Genomic DNA, 22,137 nt, shown 5'->3' with positions numbered 1-22,137 from the left:
CGAGACTACATCACTTACTATAACGCAATTCGTATTCAAACGAAACTAAAGAACCAGTCGCCGATTGATTACAGGCGACTGGCCGTTTAAACTTGAAAGGTGTTTTGATCCCTGTCTCATAAATGGGGTCAGTCCCCTGCGCCGTTCACGAGGCTTCTTTTATGCTTGTTGGCTGGTATGCAGATACTTACGCTCCGTCCGCTATGGACGAAGCGCTGCATGCGCGAAACACGGCTTCCGCTGCGCCTAACCTCGACAAATCGGGGCCGCCGTCCTTATCGAACAATGACTTGCTCTCATCCGTCTCTACGATAACGATTAGCGAGCCGCTTTGCAGAGCGTCACTGCATAGCTTTACTTCATCGCCATCCAGCCCAAGCGCCTGCAGCGTGTCGCTATGTTCGTCGTCACCCAGCAGCATTGCTGCCGCAAAGGGATAGCCGCCCGCAATATAGGGCGCTGAACCATAGCCTGTTATGCCATACACGGCATTGACGCCTGCTCCGCCAAATCCCGATGCAGCAGCCATGCCTAGGCTGCCGAGCCCTTGGCGATCCGGCATATCCTCAAGCTCGCTAAGCTCATCCACATGAACGTTGCTCTCTGCTTCGACGCGCCGGGAATGATAGGAATCCTTCGCCAGCACCTTAAGCTCGCTTTTTACGAACCCTGCTTGCTCAAGCTGCTCTATAGCCGTTATCGCTTGCTGCTCTGTGTCGAATACGCCTATTTTTTTTGCCATGTTTTCTCCTCCTAAATGACTTTGCAAATGCAAAAAGTGAATTGGAATGCAGCTGCTTGGCACACTTAAATCGTCTTATGATACAAGCTAATGTTGGTATGCCCTGTTTTATGCGGAATAAGTCGGATCGTGTCGGATTAAGGCACGTGCATGTAAAGGTTTTGTCTAATCCGCTTGGCAGGTTGTGCAAGCCTGCAGTTCGCGGTATGATGGAGAAATAGATATTGGAAAATCGGACAAGCAGGAGGCAAAGCGATGATCCATCGGATGCTTCGCTATCCCGCAGGATGGGAATGGCATGTGCTGCAGCAAGCAAGGGGCGAAGCCGTAAGGAAAGAACCCTTGCCAAGCAGAAAAGATGCGAATAAACAAACATCAGCTTCACACGAAGAGCGAAGAGCCGTCAAAGCCATTTCAAAAATGGAGCAGGATGAAGCGGTATCGCAAACGGATGAGTTAAAGAAGCTTTATCCGGAGTGCGCTTCCTGGATTGACGAATGCGCGGGAAGACGGACTAATAATATATCGGTTGGCGATGCATCCACCTCGGAGAAGCTGCTATACGGAACGGTCATGTTCCAAGTATCAGAGGATCAAACGGACATTCAACCCTTTCATTTCTGGCTGACAGATAAACGCCTGATTACGATGCATGAGGATATGCGCCTCCCGCTGCGGCTGCAAGCCATTGAGCATACGCCCAAGCTTGAAAGCTGCGAGACGGCGCCAGAAGCCTTATTTATAATGATCAGCATCATTTTAGACACCTTCCACGCCGGACTCGACGGCTTCGAGACGCGGCTCGGCGAGCTTGAAACGACGATGCGCAGGGAAAACCGCACCGGTCTTATCGATATTATTTTTGAGAGACGGTACGATCTGCTGCACTGGAGCCATCTGTTCATTCCGGTTAGAGAGGTGCATAGCGCCGCTCAAGAAGCTTTTATGGACGAGCTGACTGAAACGGACAGCTTCAAGCGGATCTCACATAAGCTTGAGCGAATCGAGGCGCTGCTGAAGCACTACGCTTTGGAGATTGATACGCTCATTTCGATGGATGACGCGATCTCAAACTTTCGCGGCAACGATATTATGAAGACGCTGACGATCTTTACGGTGCTCTTCCTTCCCGCTACGATCATAGGCGGCATTTGGGGAGTCAACTTCGAGAACCTTCCTTTTAAAGAAAACAAATGGAGCTTTGCCGCGATGATAGCGGCGATTGCTGCCATTACGGGCTTTATGTATATATGGCTGTGGAAGAAGGGTTGGACGGGCGATTTGCTAAACGGGCGCAATCCGAAGGAAATTGTCGCGGACAGCTCGACCACGCGCCTCAAGAGATCGCAGCGCACGAAAGCCAGCCGTTCCGAGCAAGCCGCTTCGGCTGCTGCCGAGCAACCTCAGGCGAATACGCGCTCTGCAAGAAAACGCAGGTAATGCAATCTCTCTCTTTTTCAAAAAAAACCGTGCACCAAGGCAAAAGCCTCGATGCACGGTTTTTTACTTTTTTACAGCTTCACCGGCAGCCCTGTGCGCGCAGAATCATTTGCTGCAATCGTCACGTTATGCGTTAGCACAGCATCTGCATAGGTTGAGCGAATTTGCGAAGTATCGCCCGTTTTAAGCGCATGAAGGAAAGCTTCGTTCTCTCGCTCGTAAGGATCGGATGCATTGGCATATTCCGTCTTGCGTCCTGCTTCCGTATCGATCAGCCCGCCATGGGTCAGCTCAAGCACGCCTTTATTCGTATAGATATGAAGTCCAGCGCGGTCACCTGCAGGAATTGCGCATGTATTGCTGATCGTCGCCACCGCGCCCCCAACCAGCTTTAAGGTAACGGTTCCAACATCGGGCACGGTTACGCCGTCCTCCACGCTGCTCATAAAACGATCGCCATATGCGGCATATACCTCGCTTACTTCGCCTACCGTATATCTCAGCAAGTCGACGATATGGGTCGTTTGCTCGACAAATTGCCCGCCGGAGCCTTCCATTTTGCGCCACCAGCTCACGCCCGGCATCGATCCCATCCAGTAACCTAGCGCCATGAGCGCCGTCCGATCGCGCAGCAGCTCTTTAGCGCGGTCTGTTCCGTCCATGTAACGGAAGTGATAGCCTACTGATGTAATCAGCTTTTTCTCTTGTATCCCTTGCAAAATCTCCGAAGGAAGCTGCTCGTCTACGCCAATCGGCTTCTCTACCAGGAAAGGAATGCCGCGCTCAATCAGCGCTTTCTCGATTTCTCCGTGCGCGAACGGCGGCACACAAATATAAACGGCATCAAGCTTCCGATCATCCAGCATTTGATGAATAGATTCATAACCGCGTGCACCATCAAAGCGCCGTGCTGCCAAATCCGCTTTTTGCTGATTCGTGGCCACGAAAGCCGTTACCTTAACGCCAGGCAGCTTAGCCAGCTTCTCCGCGTGCATCATTCCAAACCAGCCTGTCCCAACAATACCTATTTGAAGTGTCATATATGAATCCCCTTTCATAATGGGTTTACTCCCCGATTATACTTGCAGCTGCAGCGTAAAGTCCATTTTCTATCCGCTGGTACCCATCCGCCCATAGCGTCATACAATACAACATCAGTATGGCCGGAGTGGTATGAGCGGAGGGATGATATGAGAGCCAAAACAAGAAACACGGTTGCAACGCAGCAACTCGATCTTCGAACTGCCCTATTTTTAGCTGCGGTTTGCGGACAAACGTACCTGCAATACAATAACAAGGACGGACTGTTTCTGGTACCAAGAACCTATAGCTTAGTAAGCGAATTCACAGCAAGAGCCTATGAGAGCAGCGATGAGAGATTCGGCTTTGTGCTGACCTCGGAGCGTGCGTCTGTGCTTGCTTTTCGCGGAAGCGGCTCGGCCGTCGATTGGGTATCGGATTTCATCGCTCAGCAGACGACTTATCGTCCGGTCAAAAATACGGGCCTCACCCACAAAGGCTTCACTGACATTTACATGTCCGCCCGCACTCAAATCTTCGAAATATTAAAGCAGCTGCCGCCGGATAGGCCGTTATTCATTACCGGCCACAGCCTTGGAGGGGCGCTTGCTACGCTGGCATCAATTGATCTGGCCCTCAATTCCGAGTTTACACCTATCGTATATACTTTTGGCGCTCCGCGAGTCGGCGATCCGAAGTTTGCAAGCAGCTATAACGCAGCCGTCGCGACGCATTGGCGTTTTCAAAACGAGTTTGATATCGTCCCTCATCTGCCTACGCTCGTCTATCAATCGCCAAATACGAAACAAACCTATTACTACATGCACGTAAAGGGCGAGGTGAAGCGGTCCTTCCGGATGGGCTCCGTCGCCGGCAACCACATCTTATCCAGCTATTTCGCTGATCTGGTCAATGAAGAACCCGAGTTTGCTCTAACCGTATGCACGGAGCCGCCGGGCTGGTGCCCTGCGATTGAGCTTTAATCTATGTTAGCCCAAATAAAAATAGTGAAGGCCGTATTATTCACCAAGAAGCTAACTTCACGTTGAATAATATGCCTTCACTATTTTCGAATAAGGCTTCTATTTTGGTGCGGCTTCGTCACGCCGGCAGCACATACAGCAAAATGGCGAAGAAATGGACGATCGACCCGCCCAGAACAAACAAATGCCATACGGCATGGTGATACGGAAAGCTGCGCCACATATAAAATACGGTACCAAACGTATACAGCAAACCTCCGGTAATGAGCAGCTGCACGCCGCCTGGCGCAAGGTGAGCGGTCAACGGTTTCCATGCGAATACGATAATCCAGCCCATTGCGATGTATACAAGGGTTGATGTGAACAGGAAACGCGAGGCGAAAAACGCTTTGAACGCAACGCCGACTACGGCCGCTCCCCAGACGATGCCAAACAGCACCCAGCCCAGCTTCCCCTGCACGATATGGCATAGAATCGGCGTATAGGTGCCGGCAATAAATACATAAATAAAGGAATGGTCCAGCGATTCGAACACGCGCTTCGCCTTCCCCTCAGGAAAGCTATGTACGAGTGTGGAAGCCAAATAAAGCAGCAGCATCGCTGATCCATATATAGTAAAGCTAACGACATGAAAGGGCGTTCCTTTGGTTGCCGCGAATACGATAAGCACAACTAATGCTGCAACGCTGAGCCCTGCGCCGATGCCATGTGTAATTGCATTCGCTATTTCTTCCTTCTTGGAGTACGTATGGGTATTCGCCATAGGCTACTCACCTCCTAAGTGGCAAACAATCGCTGAAAAATGATTTTAGCGCTGTTTGCTCTCCCCTTAGTGTAAAGGATCACACCCACCCTTTCAACCAGTCGCGCATGCGATCAACGGTTTTGTCGAGATTGCAGACAGCCTCTTGGTCCGTATAGTCCTGTGTATGGCGAAAATAATCGGCATGCCCGCCGACCATCGGAATGCCTTCCACATAGCCAGGCGCATATTTCATGCGGTTCCACCTCGGCACCTTAAATCCCGTTCTGCTCCAGCCGCCCCATGTTCCGATTCGGCTGATCGGATCGTTCAGCTTGCCAAGGCTGTCGATCGAATGAAAATAACTGACGCGGTCCTGGAGCTTAGGCTCGATTGGCGTTCTTGGCGAACCGACCTGCACGATGCGAAAATCCTCGATGCTGTCTTGTTCATATAGCATCTTAGCCGCTTGGTAAGCTGCCGCGCCGCCTCCGCTGTGACCGATCAGCAGCAGACGTTCGCTGGTTAACGTTTCTTTGATTTTGCTGAGCGCTAGCTGCCCGCCGATACGTCCAGCCGTAAGCCGGTTGGACAAGTCGCTCTTCACCTCAAGCACCTGCCTAACCACGCTGCGGCTGGCATCCCCATATGGAAAGATGACATGGATGGCTGGCTCGATTCCGTCTGATTGGAACATTTTTTCGAGCTTTATTTTGCATTCGGTAAAAATACTATTGGATGTTGCCACACCGGCAAGCAAATAAATGCTCATTCGTGATGGTTTGGTCGCCGTCATAACGAATCCCTCCGTAATTCCTTCGTAATAAAGGTTAAACAGCCTTGCTTTTAATAAGCATCATCGTATATTCATTATGTGGGTTTGCTGCTGAAATCATTCTTGTATATAAATGTTATTCCCGTATAGGTTGACCTCATATCCGATGCCTTTCGCTGTTTGCTTTAGGGGCAATGCTTGTACATTTCGGTAAATAAGCCGCTGATCTCTCGTTTTTGTCCCCGTCCATATTTTACGTTGAATGACCTTAACAGGTGCCATCGCAGCCATCGTGCCGTCCTTATGGAAAATACGGGCGGTTTGTGCCCCGCTTCTATCCTGCCCCAGCTTCACCTGCAGCTGCATCACCCGCGAGAAAAATTGCTCATCCACATACGTAATCCCGTTCTCCCGGAAAACATAACCGCGGTACGTGAAGCGCTGCTCGACCGGTTCTTTTGGCAGCGACTGCGCATCCGGCATTTTGCTCAAAAAATGCTCCGACTCCGTAGCCTTCCGATACGCCTCAAGCAGCTCCTGATCGCTTGTTATCGAATAGTCATTAACCTTGCGCGCTTCATTATAGGCCTCTACATTGTTCACGTCAAAATAAAAGACCGCTTTAACTCTCGGGTAGTCATTCCGCAGGTGGCGGTATAAGCGGGAAATCCGATTAATCGCGAAGCTGTTGTCCTTTTGTCCGTCCGTCGTGTTGTAATGGGTTACCCCGAATTCAGACAGCTGAATCGGCTTCGTTCGGCTAAAACGGTTATATACATAATTGATCAAATCAAGCGGATCCTCGTCGCTTGCTTGATGAACTTTGTCGCCATTATGATACTTCACATTGTAAACATTCACGCCAACCCAATCCACATACGCATCGCCGGGATAAAAGCTCTCGATCGTCCTCATCGGAAAGGTAAGCACCGTCCATACCATCACCACATTCGGTGCATGCTCCGCAAATAGGTTATGAACCATCCGCCAGGACCGCTTATAGGCTTCCGGATCGCCGCTGTAATTCGTCCATGTGCCGTTCATTTCAGAAGCAAACCGCAAAAAGACGGGAACTCCCGCTTGCTTCGCCTGCTCCGCGAATGATCGAATGTAAGCAGCGTCCTTCACCTCATCCAGCCCTTTATTCGGCTCCCAAGCAATATGCGGAAATGCGCCTACCGCTTTCACCTCCTCGACCCATTCTGAAGGAAATGGCTTGCCGAAGCCGACGTACTTGAAGAAGCTCGCGTGCTGCTTGCCTGTCCGCTCGTTAAAAGCATGCATGCTGTATCCTATTGCGGCATCCTGCAGGACGTACGCACCCAAGTATACGCCTTCCACAGGCTCAGCATTAGCCAGCTTGTAGGACGGCTCAGATGGAATAAAGTGAACGGTCCAATCCTCCTTAGGAGCGACTTTAAGCTCAGGGCTTTCAAATCTGGAATGCCTGTCCGCTGGCGCGCCTTCTACGCTTGGAACTGCTTGCAGCAAGGCTGCTATAACAAAAACAAACACGAATAACCTCTTCCGCCTTGAACGTCCGGCGCTGCTTGGGCTAGCTGTATATTGCTCCATCACCTTTATTCTCCTTCCAACACAGAAACAATCGGTCTATTGCTCTCAGCATTTGCTATCTGGGCCGTCGTTATTCCACCTGACGCTAAACTGCCTTTGGACAAAAGAAAGAGCGCCTGGCTGTTGCCAGCCGGCGCCCTTCTTCGTTGCTATATCTGCGGCCAAAATAACGACTCCAGCAGCTATACACCCATTTTTTTACGCTGATTGTTTACCTTCTTCGTGTTTTGGCTCTTCAGTGCCTGCGTCCCTGTGGAAAGATGCGTTTGGCCAGGAGCTCCGCCAGCTTTCGCTTGCTTCTTCTGAGCGAGCAGTTGCTTCGCTTTCTCCGCTTGAGTCAGCTGCTTCGGCTGCTCTTCGGATTGGTTTTGATCAATTGTAGACATAGGTTCACCTCGTTTCATGCGCTACATAATTCTTATTCTACTACACTTATATATCTGGTAAAAGAGGCTTTACTCAGGGTTGTGCTTTTCGTTATCCGCCAGGATGCTTTCTCGAGCTGCGCGGCGATCGGAACAGTCGTCACAATAACCGCCCGCTTCGCCCATTTCCTTATGGCTAGCAGCATTTCAAGCTGCTCTTCCTCCGGCAGCACGGAGCATAAATTGTAAGGCATATCTACAATCGCCGCATCGTATTGCCCTTCCAGCAGCCTCATATCGCCAAGCTTCACCCGGTCCGGATAACCAAAATGGGCCAGATTGATGCGCGCGCCCCTCACCGCAAGCGGATTAAGGTCCACGCCCTCTATGTCGATGCCCATCGACATCGCTTCGATTAGAACCGTGCCCATTCCGCAGCACGGATCGATGACCCGCAGCTGCCCAATGGCCGGCCCTGCCGCAACATTAACCAATGCTCTCGCCGCTCTTGTCGGAAGCGCCGTCGAATAGTTTTGCGGCTTGCTCTGATGCTTCAGCCAAGCGGCGCCGTTTTCCTCGCACGGCCCGAAATACCAGCGTCCGTTCAGCTTCGTCAAGCCATAGAGACATTCCGCTCTCCGCATATCCGCCTTGCCGCGAATTACAGCGCCTGCTGCCCGCTCATGCTGGCGCTGCTCCTCAAAAGCAAATGACTCATCGCCGGGTGTAAACAACACTTTAAACGTTTTGCCTCCGAGCTCTAAGGCAGGAAGCTGCAAGGCAAGCTCCTCAAAGCTGTTGGCTTCCAGCATTACGGATATTCGCCGCTTCATGAACGGGCTGCGATCGACCGGCAGCTCATAGGGGCTGCTAATCGCTCCACCGCAAACGTCCTCGTAACCAAACAGCGTTTGCAGCTCGAGCTGGCATAAGTTTGCCTCATCCTCATGGCATGCATACGTATAAATAAACATGATTGGCCTCGCTATCTAAGTTGTGTTAGTCGACTTGCGGCGCTGCTTCCGCTTGTTTCGGCTCAGAGCCCAGCACTGACGGGGAAATGCCAAGCCGTTCTGCTTCAGCCGTCAGGGAAGCCAGCTGCTTCTCCAACGATTTTACGGTTCGCTGAAGGCGGATCTGGCGAATGAGGCCTAGCAGCCCTACCGTTACGCCTCCAAGCAGCGTCGATACCAATATGACGAGAATAAGCGGAAGCGTCGTCTTCGCAAAGAAAAAGTTAACCTGTACGGAATCGACATTAATTACAGCAAATATCGCAATAAGAAGCGCAAACACTAACGCGGATATAAGTACGCCTTGTCCCTTCACTCCGTTCCCTCCCTTTTCCAGAAATCATACCATAAACCCCATCGATTCGCCTATCATCGCCGAATAGGGAATTCGCCTCGCAAAAAAGCAGATGCCTGCTTATGGGCACCTGCCTTTGCACAATTACTTTACATTTGCTGTCTTGCGCGCCGGCGCCGATTTGAGAAGCTGCGTCACGCACACTTTAACGATAATGTACGCAAGCACCGCCAGCTGCGGCAGCGTTGTTTCCCATGTCGGATAGACGCCAAGCGCCCCTATGGTCGGCAAGCCCGCTGCTGTATGCGACGATACCCATCCCGATACCTGCAGCGAGTGAATGCTCTCGCCTAGGAAACGAATGACCAAATAATAGATAAGCGCAGAAGCCACTAGAAAGAATGGGCGAATCGGTAGCTTGCTGCTGAACTTGATTATGGCAAAGCCAAGTGCGAGCAGCAGCACGAACGTAACGCCAAAGCCTAGCGCGAGCTGAAGCGGATCGATGGAAGGAGCCATTCCGACATAAAAGATTGTCGTCTCCGCGCCCTCGCGGAAAATCGCCAGCCCCGATACAGCGAACAGCGACCACAGGCTGCCCCGCGCCAGCGCGCTGCCCATTTGTTTATCGATATATTGATTCCAGTTGTTCATATTCGATTTTTTGTGCAGCCAGTTGCCGACTGTGAGCATCAGCACGACGGATAACAAGCCTGCGATCCCTTCAATCGCCTCCCGCATGCTGCCGGCCGCAATCTGGGCAATCGCGTAAGTAAGCACAAAGGCCATAATACCGCTTAATAATAGCCCTACCCATACGCCGGACCATACCCATTTGCGCTTATCATGATTGCCCGTACGCTGCAAATAAGCCAGCAATGCGGCAAGGACCAATATCGCTTCAAGCCCTTCGCGCAGCAAAATCATGCCCGCATCCCAAGCGGTATAACGCGTCTCCTGCATCATCGGCTCAAGCTGGCCCAGCATCTTGCCAATCAGCTCCTCAGCCTTGCCTGCCGCAGGCGGATCGGACAGCAAATATCCGCCTACCTCTGCCATGCTAATCTCGATGCTATTGTACAGCGTGGCGGACCGCAGCCGAACCGTTCCCTCGACCGCCGGCCACTGCATGATAAAGGCTTCCATTTGACCGGATGCCTCAGTAAAATGTCCCTGCTGAACGTCACGCAGCGCTTGATTAAGTATTTCGACTTGATCCGTAATCGTCAGGCCCGAGTCCTTCGGAGCAGCGGCAACTTTACCATCGCGGTAATCATTAATTAATTGAATGAGCGCAGCCGCTTCCGTCTTCGCTTGCTCTGCGCGCGGCGGTTCGGCTTGCACGGCGATCCGAAGCATGCTCATCTTCGTCTCCATGCCACCGTACACGCTGGAATTATCCGCCCGAACCGCAGGCTCGACCTTCGGCCAGCTGGCGTTCAACTGCAGATAATCAGCCTTTGCCTTTTCCCAGTCGCCAGCCTGTACGCTTGCCAGCAGCTGCTCCGTAAGCGGCAGCATGTTTACCGCCGCCTCTTGACCGGTTAACTGCGGCGTTTCCGGCTGCAAGCTCTTCACATATTTATTAAATGCCTTCGCCAGCGACGATAACGAAGCCTTCGCGGCATCTGAATCATCCGCAGATCCGGATAACGCTTTAGCAGCTCCCGCTAGCGCGGAATCTACAGCCGCGGCTTCCTTCGACGCCGCCGGGTCCAGCTGCTTCCACTTTGCGGCAGCTTCCTCCACATGCGCTGCAGCTTCCTCCCATTTGCCTTGCCCGACCTCAACAAGCGCACTGCCGACTAGCGGGAGAAGCCGATCCAGCTCGGCCGCTTGGTCTCCCTCAGCATATGCGTGCAATCCACTACTGCTTACCATTATCAATAGAAAAACAACGGAGAAGAAACGTAATACATGCCGTTTCATACCGTTGTTAGGTTGTGCGAACATCATCGTCCGCCCCTTTCGTCATAAAACTTCTATTTTATTTATGAATGCGCTTAGCTATCCGTTAAAACAGCGTCTCACCGATATATCCGCCTTGACGCACGCCAGGAAAACATGCAAACATCGCGCTGCCAGTATGAACGATATACTCGTTTAGCAAATCGCTTTGTCCAAGCTTCTGCTGCATCGGAATAAATTGCTTGCGCGAATCGCGATTAAAGCAAATAAACAACAGCCCCGCATCCAGCTGGCCTGTCTTATGATCCATACCGCTTGAATAGGAGAACGAACGGCGCAATATTTTGACCGAGCCGTCTCCATGCGCTAGGCGGATATGTGAATTCATCGGGATAACCGGCTTGCCCTTCTCATCCTTTTTGTCCAAATCGATTTTATCCGTTTCATGTACGGAGCCGATCGGAGCGCCGCTGTTGCGGTGACGGCCAAAGGTCGCTTCCTGATCGCCAAGCGTAGAGCGGTCCCACACCTCGATGCGCACCCGAATACGCCTTACGACCATATAGCTGCCTTGATCCATCCAAGGCGTCCCATCGGAAGCGGCTGCCCAAACAACCTTTTTCATCTCCGCTTCATCGCTGACGTCGGGGTTATTCGTCCCATCCTTAAAGCCCATCAGGTTACGCGGCGTTGCACCCGCAGGATCAGCGCCGCTGGTCCGCTGGAAACCTTCCTGCGTCCAGCGGAGAACGGCCTTCCCCCTCGCGATGCGGGCAAGGTTGCGTATCGCATGAAAGGCAATTTGCAGATCATTCGCATTCACCTGCACGCCAATGTCGCCGCCTGACCATTCCTCGCGAAGCTCATCGCCGCCGAAGGCGGGCAGATCAGCCAGCGCGGCTGGCCTCTTGCCTGCAAGGCCATACCTTCCGTCAAAGAAGGATGCGCCCACGCCGAACGTAATCGTCGTGCGAGAAGGCGACAGCCCCTCTGCTTCACCCGTATCCGATGGCGGCAAATTCAGATTCTCGTTGTTGCTGCCAAGCATCTCCCCGCTTGTCATCGCAGCGGCTGCAGCCGTCCACGCCTGGAACAGCTTGCGAACATCGTCCAGCGAATTCGCCGTTAAATCAAAAGCGGCAAAAACGATAAAGTCCTGCGGCGGGGTCGTAATGCCCGCCTGATGCGCGCCATAAAAATCAACGATTTGACCGCTATCCGCTTTAGCTGCTTTGGAAGCGGGCTTCGCCGAGCTTCGCTCCTGCACAGAGAATAGCCCGCCCATTCCCGTCGCACCAAGCAAAAGCCCTGCTCCGCCTACGCCAGCCATGCGCAGCAAATCTCTCCGGCTGATTTTTTTGTCGATAATGCCCGGCTTGCCTTCTTCTTGAGATTGTCCATTCTGTTCTGAATCGCTAGGTCGTTTCATGTTGTTTTACGCCTCCAAAATAGTTCCCATTTGCGAAAGCGGTTCTGCGAGCGCATCGATAAGCTGGCTTAGCTTCTTTGTATCTTCCTGTTTCAATTCCAAATAGGATACGTAACCATCACCTGATTTGTAAGCAGCCAGCGCTTGCTCCAAATCTGCGAAGCCTTTGCCGATCTGCTCATCAAGCGCAGCATCCTTCTTATTCAGATCCGCCTTAACCAGCTGATAGATTTTGTTCGCGCCTTCTACGTTTGCAGCAAAATCATAAAGATCCGTATGCGAATAACGTTCTTCCTCGCCCGTTACCTTCGAGGCGGATACCTCATTAAGCAGTTCCACCGCACCGGTAACAAGCAAGCTAGGCTCAACCTCTACCGTTTCCATCAAAGCGCGAAGCAGCTTCGCGTCCTCGAGAAGACGATCCGCATAGTCTCCCATGCCTTCTGTCGTGTTTTTCTCCCAAAGCGCTTGCTCTAGGCGGTGGAATCCGCGCCAGTCCTTCTCTTCTACATCGTTCTCACGCGCATCGATATTCGGGTCTAAGTCGCCAAGCGCTTCAGCAATCGGCTCAATCCGCTCGTAGTACATGCGAGTCGGCGCGTACAGCTTCTTAGCCGTCTCGATATCGCCGGCTTTGACCGCATTTACAAATTTCTCTGTTTCCAGAATAAACGTATCTGCCTGTTCAATCGTAAACTGGCGGTAGCTCTCCAAAATCGGAGCCCAATCTTCCTTAGCAACGGCTGTTTCAGCCGTTTTATTGCCTTCTGCTTCTGTTTTAGCCGGTTCATTCTTCTCCGCTGCATTCGATCCGCAACCTGTAAATACGATCGTACATGCCAGTAAAAAAATGGATAACTTAAGCTTCATTATAATAGCTCCCCTGCTCCAATAAATTCGTTCTGTTTTTGTCCTAAAATGAAGTATATTCGCAATTGATAATCATTGTCAATCCGAATGTTTTGGAAGAAAAAAAAGGACTTTCCCTGATGCTGTGTAAGCATTCACGCAAGTCCCTCATCAATCGTTATTTCATTTTAGATGCTGCTTCAATAAATCAAGTGAAGACCTCTGCATTTCGCCCAATCTCCATATCGCCGCTTTGCCGTATCCGGCTTGCCCGGCAACCTCGATCCATTGCGACAACGTTTCTTCGTCCGCATACCATACCGTATGCTTCACTTGATCCTCGGCCGTATAATCAAAATATACGCTCCCGCTTGCTTCATCGCGCCGAATCGTACTGCCTGTCTGCTTTGCCAAAATGGACGCCTGCACCTCAGTCAATGCCTTTGCCTTGCCGCCCTCCTGCCAGTCAAACCCTCCGACAGAGAACGCAATATACGGCTGTCCAGGCAAAGAGCCCATTCGGCTCGTTAATTCCTTAATAAAAGCATGGTCAGCCTTCGGCCCCGGACCGCTGTGTGAGCCATATAAATTATAAGCCATCATGACATAATCAGGCCCCTCCGGAAGCTTAAGCTCCTCGATCTTCGCCCTAGTCTCGAGCACGATGCGAAGCGACTTCCCTTTTTCCTGCAGGCGAGGGTATAGGTCGGAGAAAAACAGCAGCAGATTGTCCCAATCCTCATCCGCCACTCTCTCATAGTCCAACTCGATGCCGCCGAAGCCGTACTGCTCCAAGGCCGCTATCAATTCATCCGCATGTTTCCTGCGGCTCTCCACCGTGCCCATCAAACGCGTAATCAAAGCCGGGTCCTTCTGCACCGATTCGCCGCTCGGCTGGAATTGATCATTCACAACGGTCAAATAGACGTGATCAAGCCCGCTATGCTCATAAAGCTTTAATACCTCAGGCAGTGCCTCGTGGAAGCTATCGGTGAAATAGAGGCTGTCCGTTTGATCAAAATAGGCAGCGAACATCTGCAGGCTCGTCAAGCTTCCCTTTATTGCATCCAAATTCTCAAGCCCGGTTTGCCATTGCCAATCCGCAAGCCACGCAGAGAGCTCGGACGTCTGCCCCTCCTCTTTAGAAGGCCCGACCAGTTCATCCATACATACCGCTGCGCCAATGAACAAGATAAGCAAGCTCGCTGTTAAAAACACCTTCCGGCTTCTAACCAATCTTAACACCCCGTTTTTGTCATTCATAATCAACCTAGAAGGTGTCGATCGCCCAGTCAAAGGAAGCATTAACCGCATTCCTGATTCTGCTGATTATTCCTTCAATGCCGGCGTATCCATTTTTGTACAACAGCTTCTGCTCGCTTCCAGCTTCCGTTACGGACATCACTTTGATGTCATCAAATACCGCATCGTATATGTCGTCCTTCAAATTCGCCCTGCTGGCTTCCGACGCAAGCGCAATCTCGCCGCCGTTGATCGTGCCTTTAATCTGCTGCCCGTTAAACAGCTGAACATCATCCAGAGACAGCTTCAATTGATTGCCGTGCATAACGATCTCCAGCTTCTTGGCAGCATCTTCTGCCGCGTTCTTCAGGGTATACTCTTGAAGCTTCTCTGCCTTGCCGCCCTTTTCCTTCTGCTCAACGATTATCTTGTTGTCCTCAAGCGATATGCGCACATAGGAATCCTGCTTCCGGTTATACCTCACATAAACCGACTGTTGGCCAATCGCGTGGCCCTTTAGCTCTGCGGTTAGCTTAACATCGCTATAAGCCCCGCTGCCCTTCAAATAAAGCAGGCCTTTGCCTGCCGGAAGCGACGTTAACGCGATGCGGTTATCAGCGAACTCAGCAGCGCCGCTGCCAAGGGTCCATTTTGCCGCACGCTTCTGATCGCCGGTTACAAAGCTGACTTTCTCGCCCGTATCCTTGCGCAGCTTCATAAGCAAATGATTCGTATACCAATAAGACGCCGGCTGCACTCTTGTTAGATCATATAAACTCTCATCGCTATCATTGAAGGAGAATCCTTCGCGGTTAAAATGCATGCCGAACATCGACTTAATGTTATCGGCATTCACATTTTCAACTAGCCGGTTCATCCCTCCGTAAAGATAGTTGGCATGCATGATCATATACACATTAGGCACAAAACCGAGCGTGCGCTTATAAATGTCGTTCATGGACTTATAATCCGCATTTATGCGGGCTTCCATTTGCTTGCGGTTCTCGGTGGGCACAAGATTCTCATCCCGAATGAAGTCCATCAGATAGTGGGTATAGTAGCTTGCGTTTTCTCTATCCTTAAATTCATTCTCGTCCTTCACCCCGATCAGCTTGCCTGCCTTGTCAAAAATATTAATGTACGTGAGGCGGTAGCCATTGCTGCCCAGCTCCCAGTAGCCGGTTTTCATCATTTTGAGCATGTCCTTGGGTTGAAGGAACTTGGATTCCTTGCTGCCAACCTTGTTCGCATACGACAAAATGGTTGCCTTGAAGTTGTACTTCTCAAGCAGCGGCTGCGCAAATAAGCTCGAATCGTTTCTTCCGTCCTCGAACGAGAGGAATAGCGCTTTAGGCGGCAATGGCTTGCCGCTCTTGTAGTAGTCCAATACATCCTGCTGCGAAATTGTCGTATAACCTTGATCGTAAAGCGCCTGAAGCTGCTGATCCAATCGTTTTTTGGCAATCAGCTCCGAGGTGCCCGTTCTTGCCACGCCAAAATAAGACAGCGCAACAAATCCGTTCGTGTTGCTCCACTGCGCATGGTCAGGCACCGCATACTGCTTCGTATCGAAAATCGCATGATAAAGAATGAAGCCAACAACAAGCAAAATAATCGATTGTATAATCGTTTTGATAATCTTTATTTTATTCTTTTTCTTATAATCAAAGGCTCCACTCGCAATTCCCTTTTTCATGGCGGCCATCCTTCATCCTTGAAATAGGCCATGCTTGCTCTAAAGCGGCACGTCCATATTTTTTTTGTTTTTGTTCTTCCTGGCTTCCTTTTTATTCCTAGCCTCGATATCCTGCGGCGTTTCTCTCGTTCCCCAAGTCGACTTCCAGAACGTTACCCACGCGACAGGCATTTGCCACAGCAGCACGAGCTCGTAGAAGACACAGAATACGATCCCAAAAACCCACAGCTTGCTCTTGCGAAACAGCAGATGGGCAAAGCTCATGAGCAGCGCCATCAGCAGCAGCCCCATTAGAAAGGTGCTCGGGAATACGTGATGCACGATCGGCACATAAAACAAGTTGTATAACACGATAACCGGCGCGGCTATCGGAACGATAAGCCCGATGTAGAAAAACAATGCCATAAACGGCTCTTTGCGCCAAATAAATCCGCCTGCCCGAAGCGATTCGCGCAGCCAGGAACGCTTCCACCGCATTTGCTGCTTTAAGAAAACAAACATGTCGGATGGCACGATCGTCGAGCAAATCGCCGTGTCCTGGTAGCCTGTCCGATGGGTTTTCAAAATAAAATTCGTCATGCTTCGGTCATCCCCGAACGTTGCCGGCTGACCGAGAAACTTCTGATTAAGCCAAGCATCCTTGTGCTTCAGGACCAGCTCTTTCCGGTAACAGGACAAAGGCCCGGACAAGCAGGTTACGCTGTCGAACCATGACTCCGCTGCCTTCATAATGCGGAAAGCGATGTAATAGCGCACCGTTTGCAGCTTCGTAATGGAGTTGGTGTATTTATTCTCTACGTCCGTTCTTCCAGCTACGCCTCCCATTTGCGGATCTTGAAACGGCTGAACGAGATGCCTGATCGCGGTTGGCTCCAAGAAGCTGTCCGAGTCGACGAATACGACCAAATTATGCTTCGCCATCTCTACGCCCTTGACGAGCGCGACGCGTTTGCCTCCGTTTTCGGCGAGCACATGCATTTTCAACCGATCCTTCGTTGCATACCGCGCCGCCTCTTGATGAACAAGATCGATGACCTTCTGGATTTGCTCTACCGAACGGTCCTTGGAGCGGTCATCGACAACGATCACTTCAAGCTTATCGACAGGGTAGTCCTGATTCATACAGCTCAAAATCGTGCGGTGAATCCATTTTTCTTCATTGAAGCAGGGAATGATTATCGACACGCCAGGCGTATAGTAAGGGTCAATCGGCACATCCCGGTGCAGCGCCCCGAAGAAATAACGCGTCAGCAGGAAGGCCGCCGCCGTGATGCTGTATAAATAAAGCAGAAAGTTGTATTTGAAATAAATGATGCTCTCCACGCGCATCAGCATAATGATGCCGACGGCAACAAACAGCAAGCTGCTCGCCATATAGACGGAGTAACCCCATCGTTTCCGCTGCAAGTACGCCGATATCGGCTTAACGAATTGGAAAGCGATTAATAGCTTTATTCCTTCTTCACTATCGCGCGTGAATGTCCGAATAATGACGGCTTCCAGCTTTACCGACGATTCAAAACCTTCCGGCATCGTACCCGGAGGAATATCGAAGCTGAGCTGATAGTTGCCTCCCTCCCGTAACGAATGGTCGGCAAGGCCAGGGTCCAGCTCAATTAAGATGCCAGTGGAAGAAATATCGACCGCCTGTCCTTTTATCCGTGACTTCTTGCTTCGTCCTTTTCGAAGAAACCAAACGTCAAAGCTCGCCTCGTAGCGCAAGCTTAGCTCACGCATTTTTTTCATATTAGCCGAATCAAAATAGCCGTCAGCAGGTTGTCCCTCGGCCGCTCCTCTTCGATCAACCTTTAATCTAAGCTGTTCCGGGTCAGGTACGTTAGAGAGGGTTCGCCTGTCCGTTCTTGGAACAGACAGCACTTCTTCAGGCTTCTTTTTTTGTCGCTTAAACATAGCTGCTGTCTCCAATCTGGCACTACAGGCTCCAATACTCGTAACGGTGTTCCTCAAATTCGTTTTTATTGAATATTCCTTTTATATCAATGAGTAGCTTCGTTTTATGATCCTCGTACAGCTTGTCAAAATCACTCACGCCCATCTGCTTAAACTGACTGTGGGGCACGGCCACAACGACTACATTCAGCCCTTTGAGCGCGTCCATCTCAACAAGCTCGATGCCGTATTCCCTATACACCTGCTGCTTGTCCACATTCGGATCAGCTACAAGCGTCGTAATGCCGTACTCCTCCAGCTCGCGAATGATGTCGGTTACCTTCGTATTGCGAATATCCGAGCTGTCCTCCTTGTATGAGAGGCCGAGGAAGCCGATTTTGGCCGTATTCATATTTTCCTTCAGCTTGACCAGCTTCTTAATAATTTGCTGAGCTACATATTTTCCCATTCCATCGTTTATATGGCGTCCTGCTAAAATAATTTTCGAATGATAGCCAGTGTCCTCCGCTTTGTAAGTGAGATAATAGGGATCAATTCCGATACAATGTCCGCCCACCAGTCCTGGCGTAAAGTTTAGAAAATTCCATTTGGTGCTTGCGGCTTCCAGCACGGCTTTGGTGCTGATCCCCATATTGTTGAATAACATAGACAACTCATTCATAAAAGCGATGTTAATGTCCCGCTGCGCGTTCTCGATCACTTTCGCCGCCTCGGCTACCTTGATGCTCTCGGCGCGGTATACGCCAGCCTCAATAATAAGCTCATACATGCTCGCTACTATATGGAGCGTATCCTCATCCATCCCGGATACGATCTTCGTAATGTTCTCCAGCCGGTGGACTTTATCACCCGGATTGATCCTCTCTGGCGAATAACCGACCTTAAAATCGACGCCGCAGGCCAGTTCCGACTCCGCCTCGAGAATCGGCACGCAGATCTCCTCCGTTACTCCCGGATACACCGTGGACTCAAATACGACGATTGAGCCCTTCTTCAGCTGTCTGCCGACCGTCCGGCTTGCGCTTTGCACATATTTCAGGTCTGGAACATTGCCGCTTTGAACAGGCGTCGGCACAGCAACAATGAAGAAATAAACATCGCTCAGCTCGTTCTCATCGGAAGTAAACCGGGCCGTGCTGCTCCCGAGAACGTCATTGCCGACATCCCCCGTTGCATCGAAACCTCGTCTATAGGCGTCAATCTTTGCCTCGCTTACGTCAAAGCCGATCACATCCACTTTTTTGGCAAAAGCGACCGCGATCGGTAATCCCACATACCCTAGCCCAATGACAGCCATTTTCTTCTGTTTTGCAACAATCTCTTCGAATAACGCCATATGCCCAACTCCGTCTAGGTAGAAAATGTTATTTCAAAGCCATTTGCGACATGGGAACAAATTCATAGCCTTTGCTTCTCAGCTTCTCAATGGCGATCGGCAGCGCCTCAATCGTATGGATATCATCAAGCATATGAAGCAATATGATACTGCCGCTTACCGTTTGATCCAGAATGCCATTTACGATATGGTCGGCATCGCTGGCAGAATCCCAGTCGAACACCGTAACGTCGTACATGGCGATATCTGTGTAGCCGGTAGCTGCTACCATCCTCGCTCTATCATCGTCAATGGCACCGGTCGGCGGCCTGAACAGCATCGTAGGCTTTTGCTGAATCGCCTCTGTTATGACTTGATGGGCTTTTACAACTTCCTGTTGCAATTGCTCTGGCGTTATCTTCGTAATAACGGGATGGCTGTAAGTATGGTTAGCAACATCATGGCCTGCGTCTGCAATGGCCTTAGCTAAATTCGGGTTTTTCTCAGCCCCGTTCGCACGCAGGAAGAAGGTCGCCTTAATATTGTATTTAGCCAATATATCAAGCAGCTTGGTAACCGTATAATCAGTGCCCCAATCATCAAAGGTCAAGGAAACGGTCTTCTTATTCATCCCGAGGTTATTGATAAGCTGATACTTGGCATCCTTGTAGTTTAAATTGATTTTCGCAGCGTCGTAACCCGGGATTTGTTCCAGCGGCTTTCTCTCATGACCGCTCTCAATCAGCTTTCTAAGCGGAATCAGCTTATAGCCGACATCCTCTGCCGCCTTTGCGATAAACGGAACGGATTCGAGAACATGGGTATCCAGCTCTGAATCCAGTGCGATGATTCCGCCGCGTGTGACATATTTTCGAATGTAATTGGCTTTTTCTTGTTCGGTTTCATTTTGCCACTCATGCAAATTAAGGCTGTACGATACAACGCCCGACAACCCGCTCTGAGCCGCGGCTAAACGGACATTGTCGTTATAGTCGCCTGATCTCGTTCTCAAATATTGCGGAGTGACGCCTGTTTCTTTTTTTATAACTTCATTGCTCACATGAATTTCCTTGTAAACTTGCTCGTAGGTTAAATTAGTAAGATCCAATTGGTTCAGCGTATTATTCTCGATTTCATGCCCTCTGGCCAAAATCTCATTCGCGATATCCGGCTCCTCCGCCACCCTCTCCCCTGGCAGGAAAAAGGTCGCCTTGATACGGTATCGATCAAGCTCATCAAGCAGCTTAGCCATAATTTCCTCGTCACCCATGCCGTTGAAGGTAAGCGAAAGCTCTTTATTCGTCGTGTACACGAATGGAATCGCCTTGCTCATCTCACCGTTATAAGGCATTTGTGGCTGATTCGTTTCCTCGCCTGCTGCCAGGTTCGCGTCTCCGGAGTTCGAGCGGTTACCAAATAAACTGCAGCCCGTTAGAATAGACATCGTTAATAGAAACGCTAGAATGAGTGTTGCCGTTCTTTTATCGTTTTTTTTGTTGAGGGAAAACATCCGCTTACTCCTTTATACCCATGATTATTCCAATAAAGTAAATTATTTTATCAATTATATCCGACAGAAATGTACAATTTCTGTACAATTCGACCCGCTAAAACAAAAAACGACTCAATCACAATGGTTGTGATATAGAGTCGTCTACTATAATTATATTTTATCATAGGGCTAGGAAAACCCCTGCATGTAAATGGTACCATTTTTGTGTACTATATGTCTTATTATCTCGTCCAAATCTGCTGATCTGTATGAACAGTTTGACCTGATTCAATCGCTTGTCCCATCATTAGCGCCAGATAGTGATCCTGAGCTGCTTCGGCAAGACTGTAAAAGGAAGGTCCTCCTGAAGCGTAATCGCCCATGCGAAGCAAGCATGTAGCTATCGCGATCTCGTCATCGCTTAGCCTTGCGGGAGCGACCGGATTTTGGTACAGCCACTCCCCGTCCGCGGTGACGCCGCGATGGTAATAGCCCTCCAAATTGCCGTGATGTCCGGTATCTATCCTACGAAGCTCAGTGTGGATAGGTGTAGCATAGTCCTTTAAGTAGCTGACATCGGAGTCCACCAGCTCGCCCTTGCTGCCTCTGACGAGAACGCGGCTGCGCCGAATCCAAGAGAAATATTGGTCGCCTGTAAAATCGTAAACAGCCAGCTTATCTCCAAAACGGAACGTCGCGATCCGTTGAACCGACTGCACGAAACGTTCCTCGATAGGGTCGCCTTGCCGGCTTGGCCCTTGCATGATCGTCGATTCAAACTGCTGGCCGCTAATGGCGGCCGTCTCGAAGCCAACGCCAAGCAGCTGTCTAATAAGGCTAATGCCATGATAATCATGAGCAGCCGAGACCTGTACATGCTTCACCTCGCCCAGCTTGCCGGAGCGCGCGATCTGAATGCGGGCGGCATGCATTGGCTGGAATAAATACTGCTCCGCAACCTGTACCTTTGCACCCTGTGGCAATGATCCATAAAGCGCATTAAGAGCAGCCAAATCCGCGGCCGGCGGCGTCTCTGCAAGCACCGGAATCCTATGCTCGGCTAATTCACGGAGCATGTCCGGAACTGCGGTACGTGGCACGGATACGACTGTGAAGCTCATATTCGCCGCCTCTTCTATGAATTGTTCCATGTTGCGGACCGTTCGAATGCCCCATTTTGCCTCGAGAGCCCGTCCCTTCTCCTCATCCCGCACAAGCATCGTATGAATACGAAAGCGCTCTGGCAGCGCTTTTGCTATCCTTATGTAAAACTCCGCGCGCCAGCCTCCGCCGATAATGCCAAAACTGATCATGGACATTTTGAAAGTCAGCCTCCCCGATCTAT

The 22,137-nt window shown here is 50.6% G+C and carries 20 protein-coding genes; 3 read left to right on the top strand and 17 right to left on the bottom strand.

Features of this window, described 5'->3' with window-relative positions:
- Positions 1 to 90, top strand: a 90-nt coding sequence (locus ADU23_RS34220; protein ID WP_442950646.1) for an IS3 family transposase, incomplete at its 5' end; no start/stop codon positions are given.
- Between the two features lie 97 nt (positions 91 to 187).
- On the opposite strand, the gene ADU23_RS13220 is transcribed toward ADU23_RS34220, so the two are convergent.
- Positions 188 to 742: a general stress protein gene (locus ADU23_RS13220; RefSeq protein WP_053374166.1), complete on the bottom strand. Its 555-nt coding sequence runs from the start codon at positions 740 to 742 to the stop codon at positions 188 to 190.
- A gap of 255 nt (positions 743 to 997) precedes the next feature.
- Between ADU23_RS13220 and ADU23_RS13215 the strand changes: the two genes are divergently transcribed.
- On the top strand, positions 998 to 2,182 hold the full coding sequence (locus tag ADU23_RS13215) for a magnesium transporter CorA family protein (RefSeq protein WP_053374165.1): 1,185 nt from the start codon (positions 998 to 1,000) through the stop codon (positions 2,180 to 2,182).
- Between the two features lie 71 nt (positions 2,183 to 2,253).
- Here ADU23_RS13215 and ADU23_RS13210 read toward each other — a convergent pair whose 3' ends face one another.
- Positions 2,254 to 3,222, bottom strand: a complete 969-nt coding sequence (locus ADU23_RS13210) for a Gfo/Idh/MocA family protein (RefSeq protein WP_053377612.1) — start codon at positions 3,220 to 3,222, stop codon at positions 2,254 to 2,256.
- Positions 3,223 to 3,372: 150 nt separating this feature from the next.
- Here ADU23_RS13210 and ADU23_RS13205 point away from each other — a divergent pair, with 150 nt between their 5' ends.
- Entirely contained in the window at positions 3,373 to 4,185 is an 813-nt protein-coding gene (locus tag ADU23_RS13205; RefSeq protein WP_053374164.1) for a lipase family protein, read from the top strand.
- A 118-nt stretch (positions 4,186 to 4,303) separates the two neighbouring features.
- Here the strand turns inward: ADU23_RS13205 and trhA are convergent, their stop codons facing one another.
- The 15 genes from trhA to ADU23_RS13130 all read right to left on the bottom strand — a co-directional run bounded on the left by trhA (position 4,304) and on the right by ADU23_RS13130 (position 22,111).
- Positions 4,304 to 4,948: a PAQR family membrane homeostasis protein TrhA gene (gene trhA / locus ADU23_RS13200; RefSeq protein WP_053374163.1), complete on the bottom strand. Its 645-nt coding sequence runs from the start codon at positions 4,946 to 4,948 to the stop codon at positions 4,304 to 4,306.
- A gap of 79 nt (positions 4,949 to 5,027) precedes the next feature.
- The gene (locus ADU23_RS13195) at positions 5,028 to 5,723 is read right to left on the bottom strand and encodes a lipase family protein (RefSeq protein WP_053374162.1); all 696 of its coding nucleotides are present in this window, start codon (positions 5,721 to 5,723) and stop codon (positions 5,028 to 5,030) included.
- 96 nt (positions 5,724 to 5,819) lie between these two features.
- Positions 5,820 to 7,277 (bottom strand): glycoside hydrolase family 26 protein, encoded by a 1,458-nt coding sequence (locus ADU23_RS13190; RefSeq protein WP_053374161.1) that lies wholly within the window; start codon positions 7,275 to 7,277, stop codon positions 5,820 to 5,822.
- 182 nt (positions 7,278 to 7,459) lie between these two features.
- A complete protein-coding gene (locus tag ADU23_RS13185; protein WP_063845995.1) occupies positions 7,460 to 7,663 on the bottom strand; it encodes a hypothetical protein in 204 nt (67 codons plus the stop codon).
- A 32-nt stretch (positions 7,664 to 7,695) separates the two neighbouring features.
- Entirely contained in the window at positions 7,696 to 8,616 is a 921-nt protein-coding gene (locus ADU23_RS13180; protein WP_053374159.1) for a TRM11 family SAM-dependent methyltransferase, read from the bottom strand.
- A 25-nt stretch (positions 8,617 to 8,641) separates the two neighbouring features.
- Entirely contained in the window at positions 8,642 to 8,971 is a 330-nt protein-coding gene (locus ADU23_RS13175; protein WP_053374158.1) for a LapA family protein, read from the bottom strand.
- A 123-nt stretch (positions 8,972 to 9,094) separates the two neighbouring features.
- Positions 9,095 to 10,906 carry an FTR1 family protein gene (locus tag ADU23_RS13170; protein WP_082311084.1) on the bottom strand — a complete coding sequence of 604 codons (1,812 nt, stop codon included), beginning with the start codon at positions 10,904 to 10,906 and terminating at the stop codon, positions 9,095 to 9,097.
- Positions 10,907 to 10,964: 58 nt separating this feature from the next.
- Positions 10,965 to 12,287: an iron uptake transporter deferrochelatase/peroxidase subunit gene (gene efeB, locus ADU23_RS13165; RefSeq protein ID WP_053374157.1), complete on the bottom strand. Its 1,323-nt coding sequence runs from the start codon at positions 12,285 to 12,287 to the stop codon at positions 10,965 to 10,967.
- Positions 12,288 to 12,293: 6 nt separating this feature from the next.
- Positions 12,294 to 13,157 carry an iron uptake system protein EfeO gene (efeO, locus tag ADU23_RS13160; protein ID WP_053374156.1) on the bottom strand — a complete coding sequence of 288 codons (864 nt, stop codon included), beginning with the start codon at positions 13,155 to 13,157 and terminating at the stop codon, positions 12,294 to 12,296.
- A gap of 162 nt (positions 13,158 to 13,319) precedes the next feature.
- On the bottom strand, positions 13,320 to 14,354 hold the full coding sequence (locus ADU23_RS13155) for a glycosyl hydrolase family 18 protein (RefSeq protein WP_231637364.1): 1,035 nt from the start codon (positions 14,352 to 14,354) through the stop codon (positions 13,320 to 13,322).
- 52 nt (positions 14,355 to 14,406) lie between these two features.
- Positions 14,407 to 16,074, bottom strand: coding sequence for a polysaccharide deacetylase family protein (locus tag ADU23_RS13150; protein WP_053374155.1), 1,668 nt, complete (start codon positions 16,072 to 16,074; stop codon positions 14,407 to 14,409).
- A 39-nt stretch (positions 16,075 to 16,113) separates the two neighbouring features.
- Complete coding sequence (locus ADU23_RS13145; protein ID WP_053374154.1) at positions 16,114 to 17,985, bottom strand: glycosyltransferase family 2 protein; 1,872 nt, start codon at positions 17,983 to 17,985, stop codon at positions 16,114 to 16,116.
- Between the two features lie 22 nt (positions 17,986 to 18,007).
- Entirely contained in the window at positions 18,008 to 19,321 is a 1,314-nt protein-coding gene (locus ADU23_RS13140; protein ID WP_053374153.1) for a nucleotide sugar dehydrogenase, read from the bottom strand.
- Positions 19,322 to 19,349: 28 nt separating this feature from the next.
- Entirely contained in the window at positions 19,350 to 20,810 is a 1,461-nt protein-coding gene (locus tag ADU23_RS13135) for a polysaccharide deacetylase family protein (protein WP_053374152.1), read from the bottom strand.
- Positions 20,811 to 21,034: 224 nt separating this feature from the next.
- The gene (locus ADU23_RS13130; RefSeq protein WP_053374151.1) at positions 21,035 to 22,111 is read right to left on the bottom strand and encodes a Gfo/Idh/MocA family protein; all 1,077 of its coding nucleotides are present in this window, start codon (positions 22,109 to 22,111) and stop codon (positions 21,035 to 21,037) included.
- Between the last annotated feature and the right edge of the window lie 26 nt (positions 22,112 to 22,137).

The sequence above is a fragment of the Paenibacillus sp. FJAT-27812 genome, assembly GCF_001273905.1.
Lineage (GTDB): Bacteria > Bacillota > Bacilli > Paenibacillales > Paenibacillaceae > Pristimantibacillus.
The sequence above is the reverse complement of the archived record's forward strand: the minus strand, read 5'-3'. Positions and strand labels throughout refer to the sequence as shown.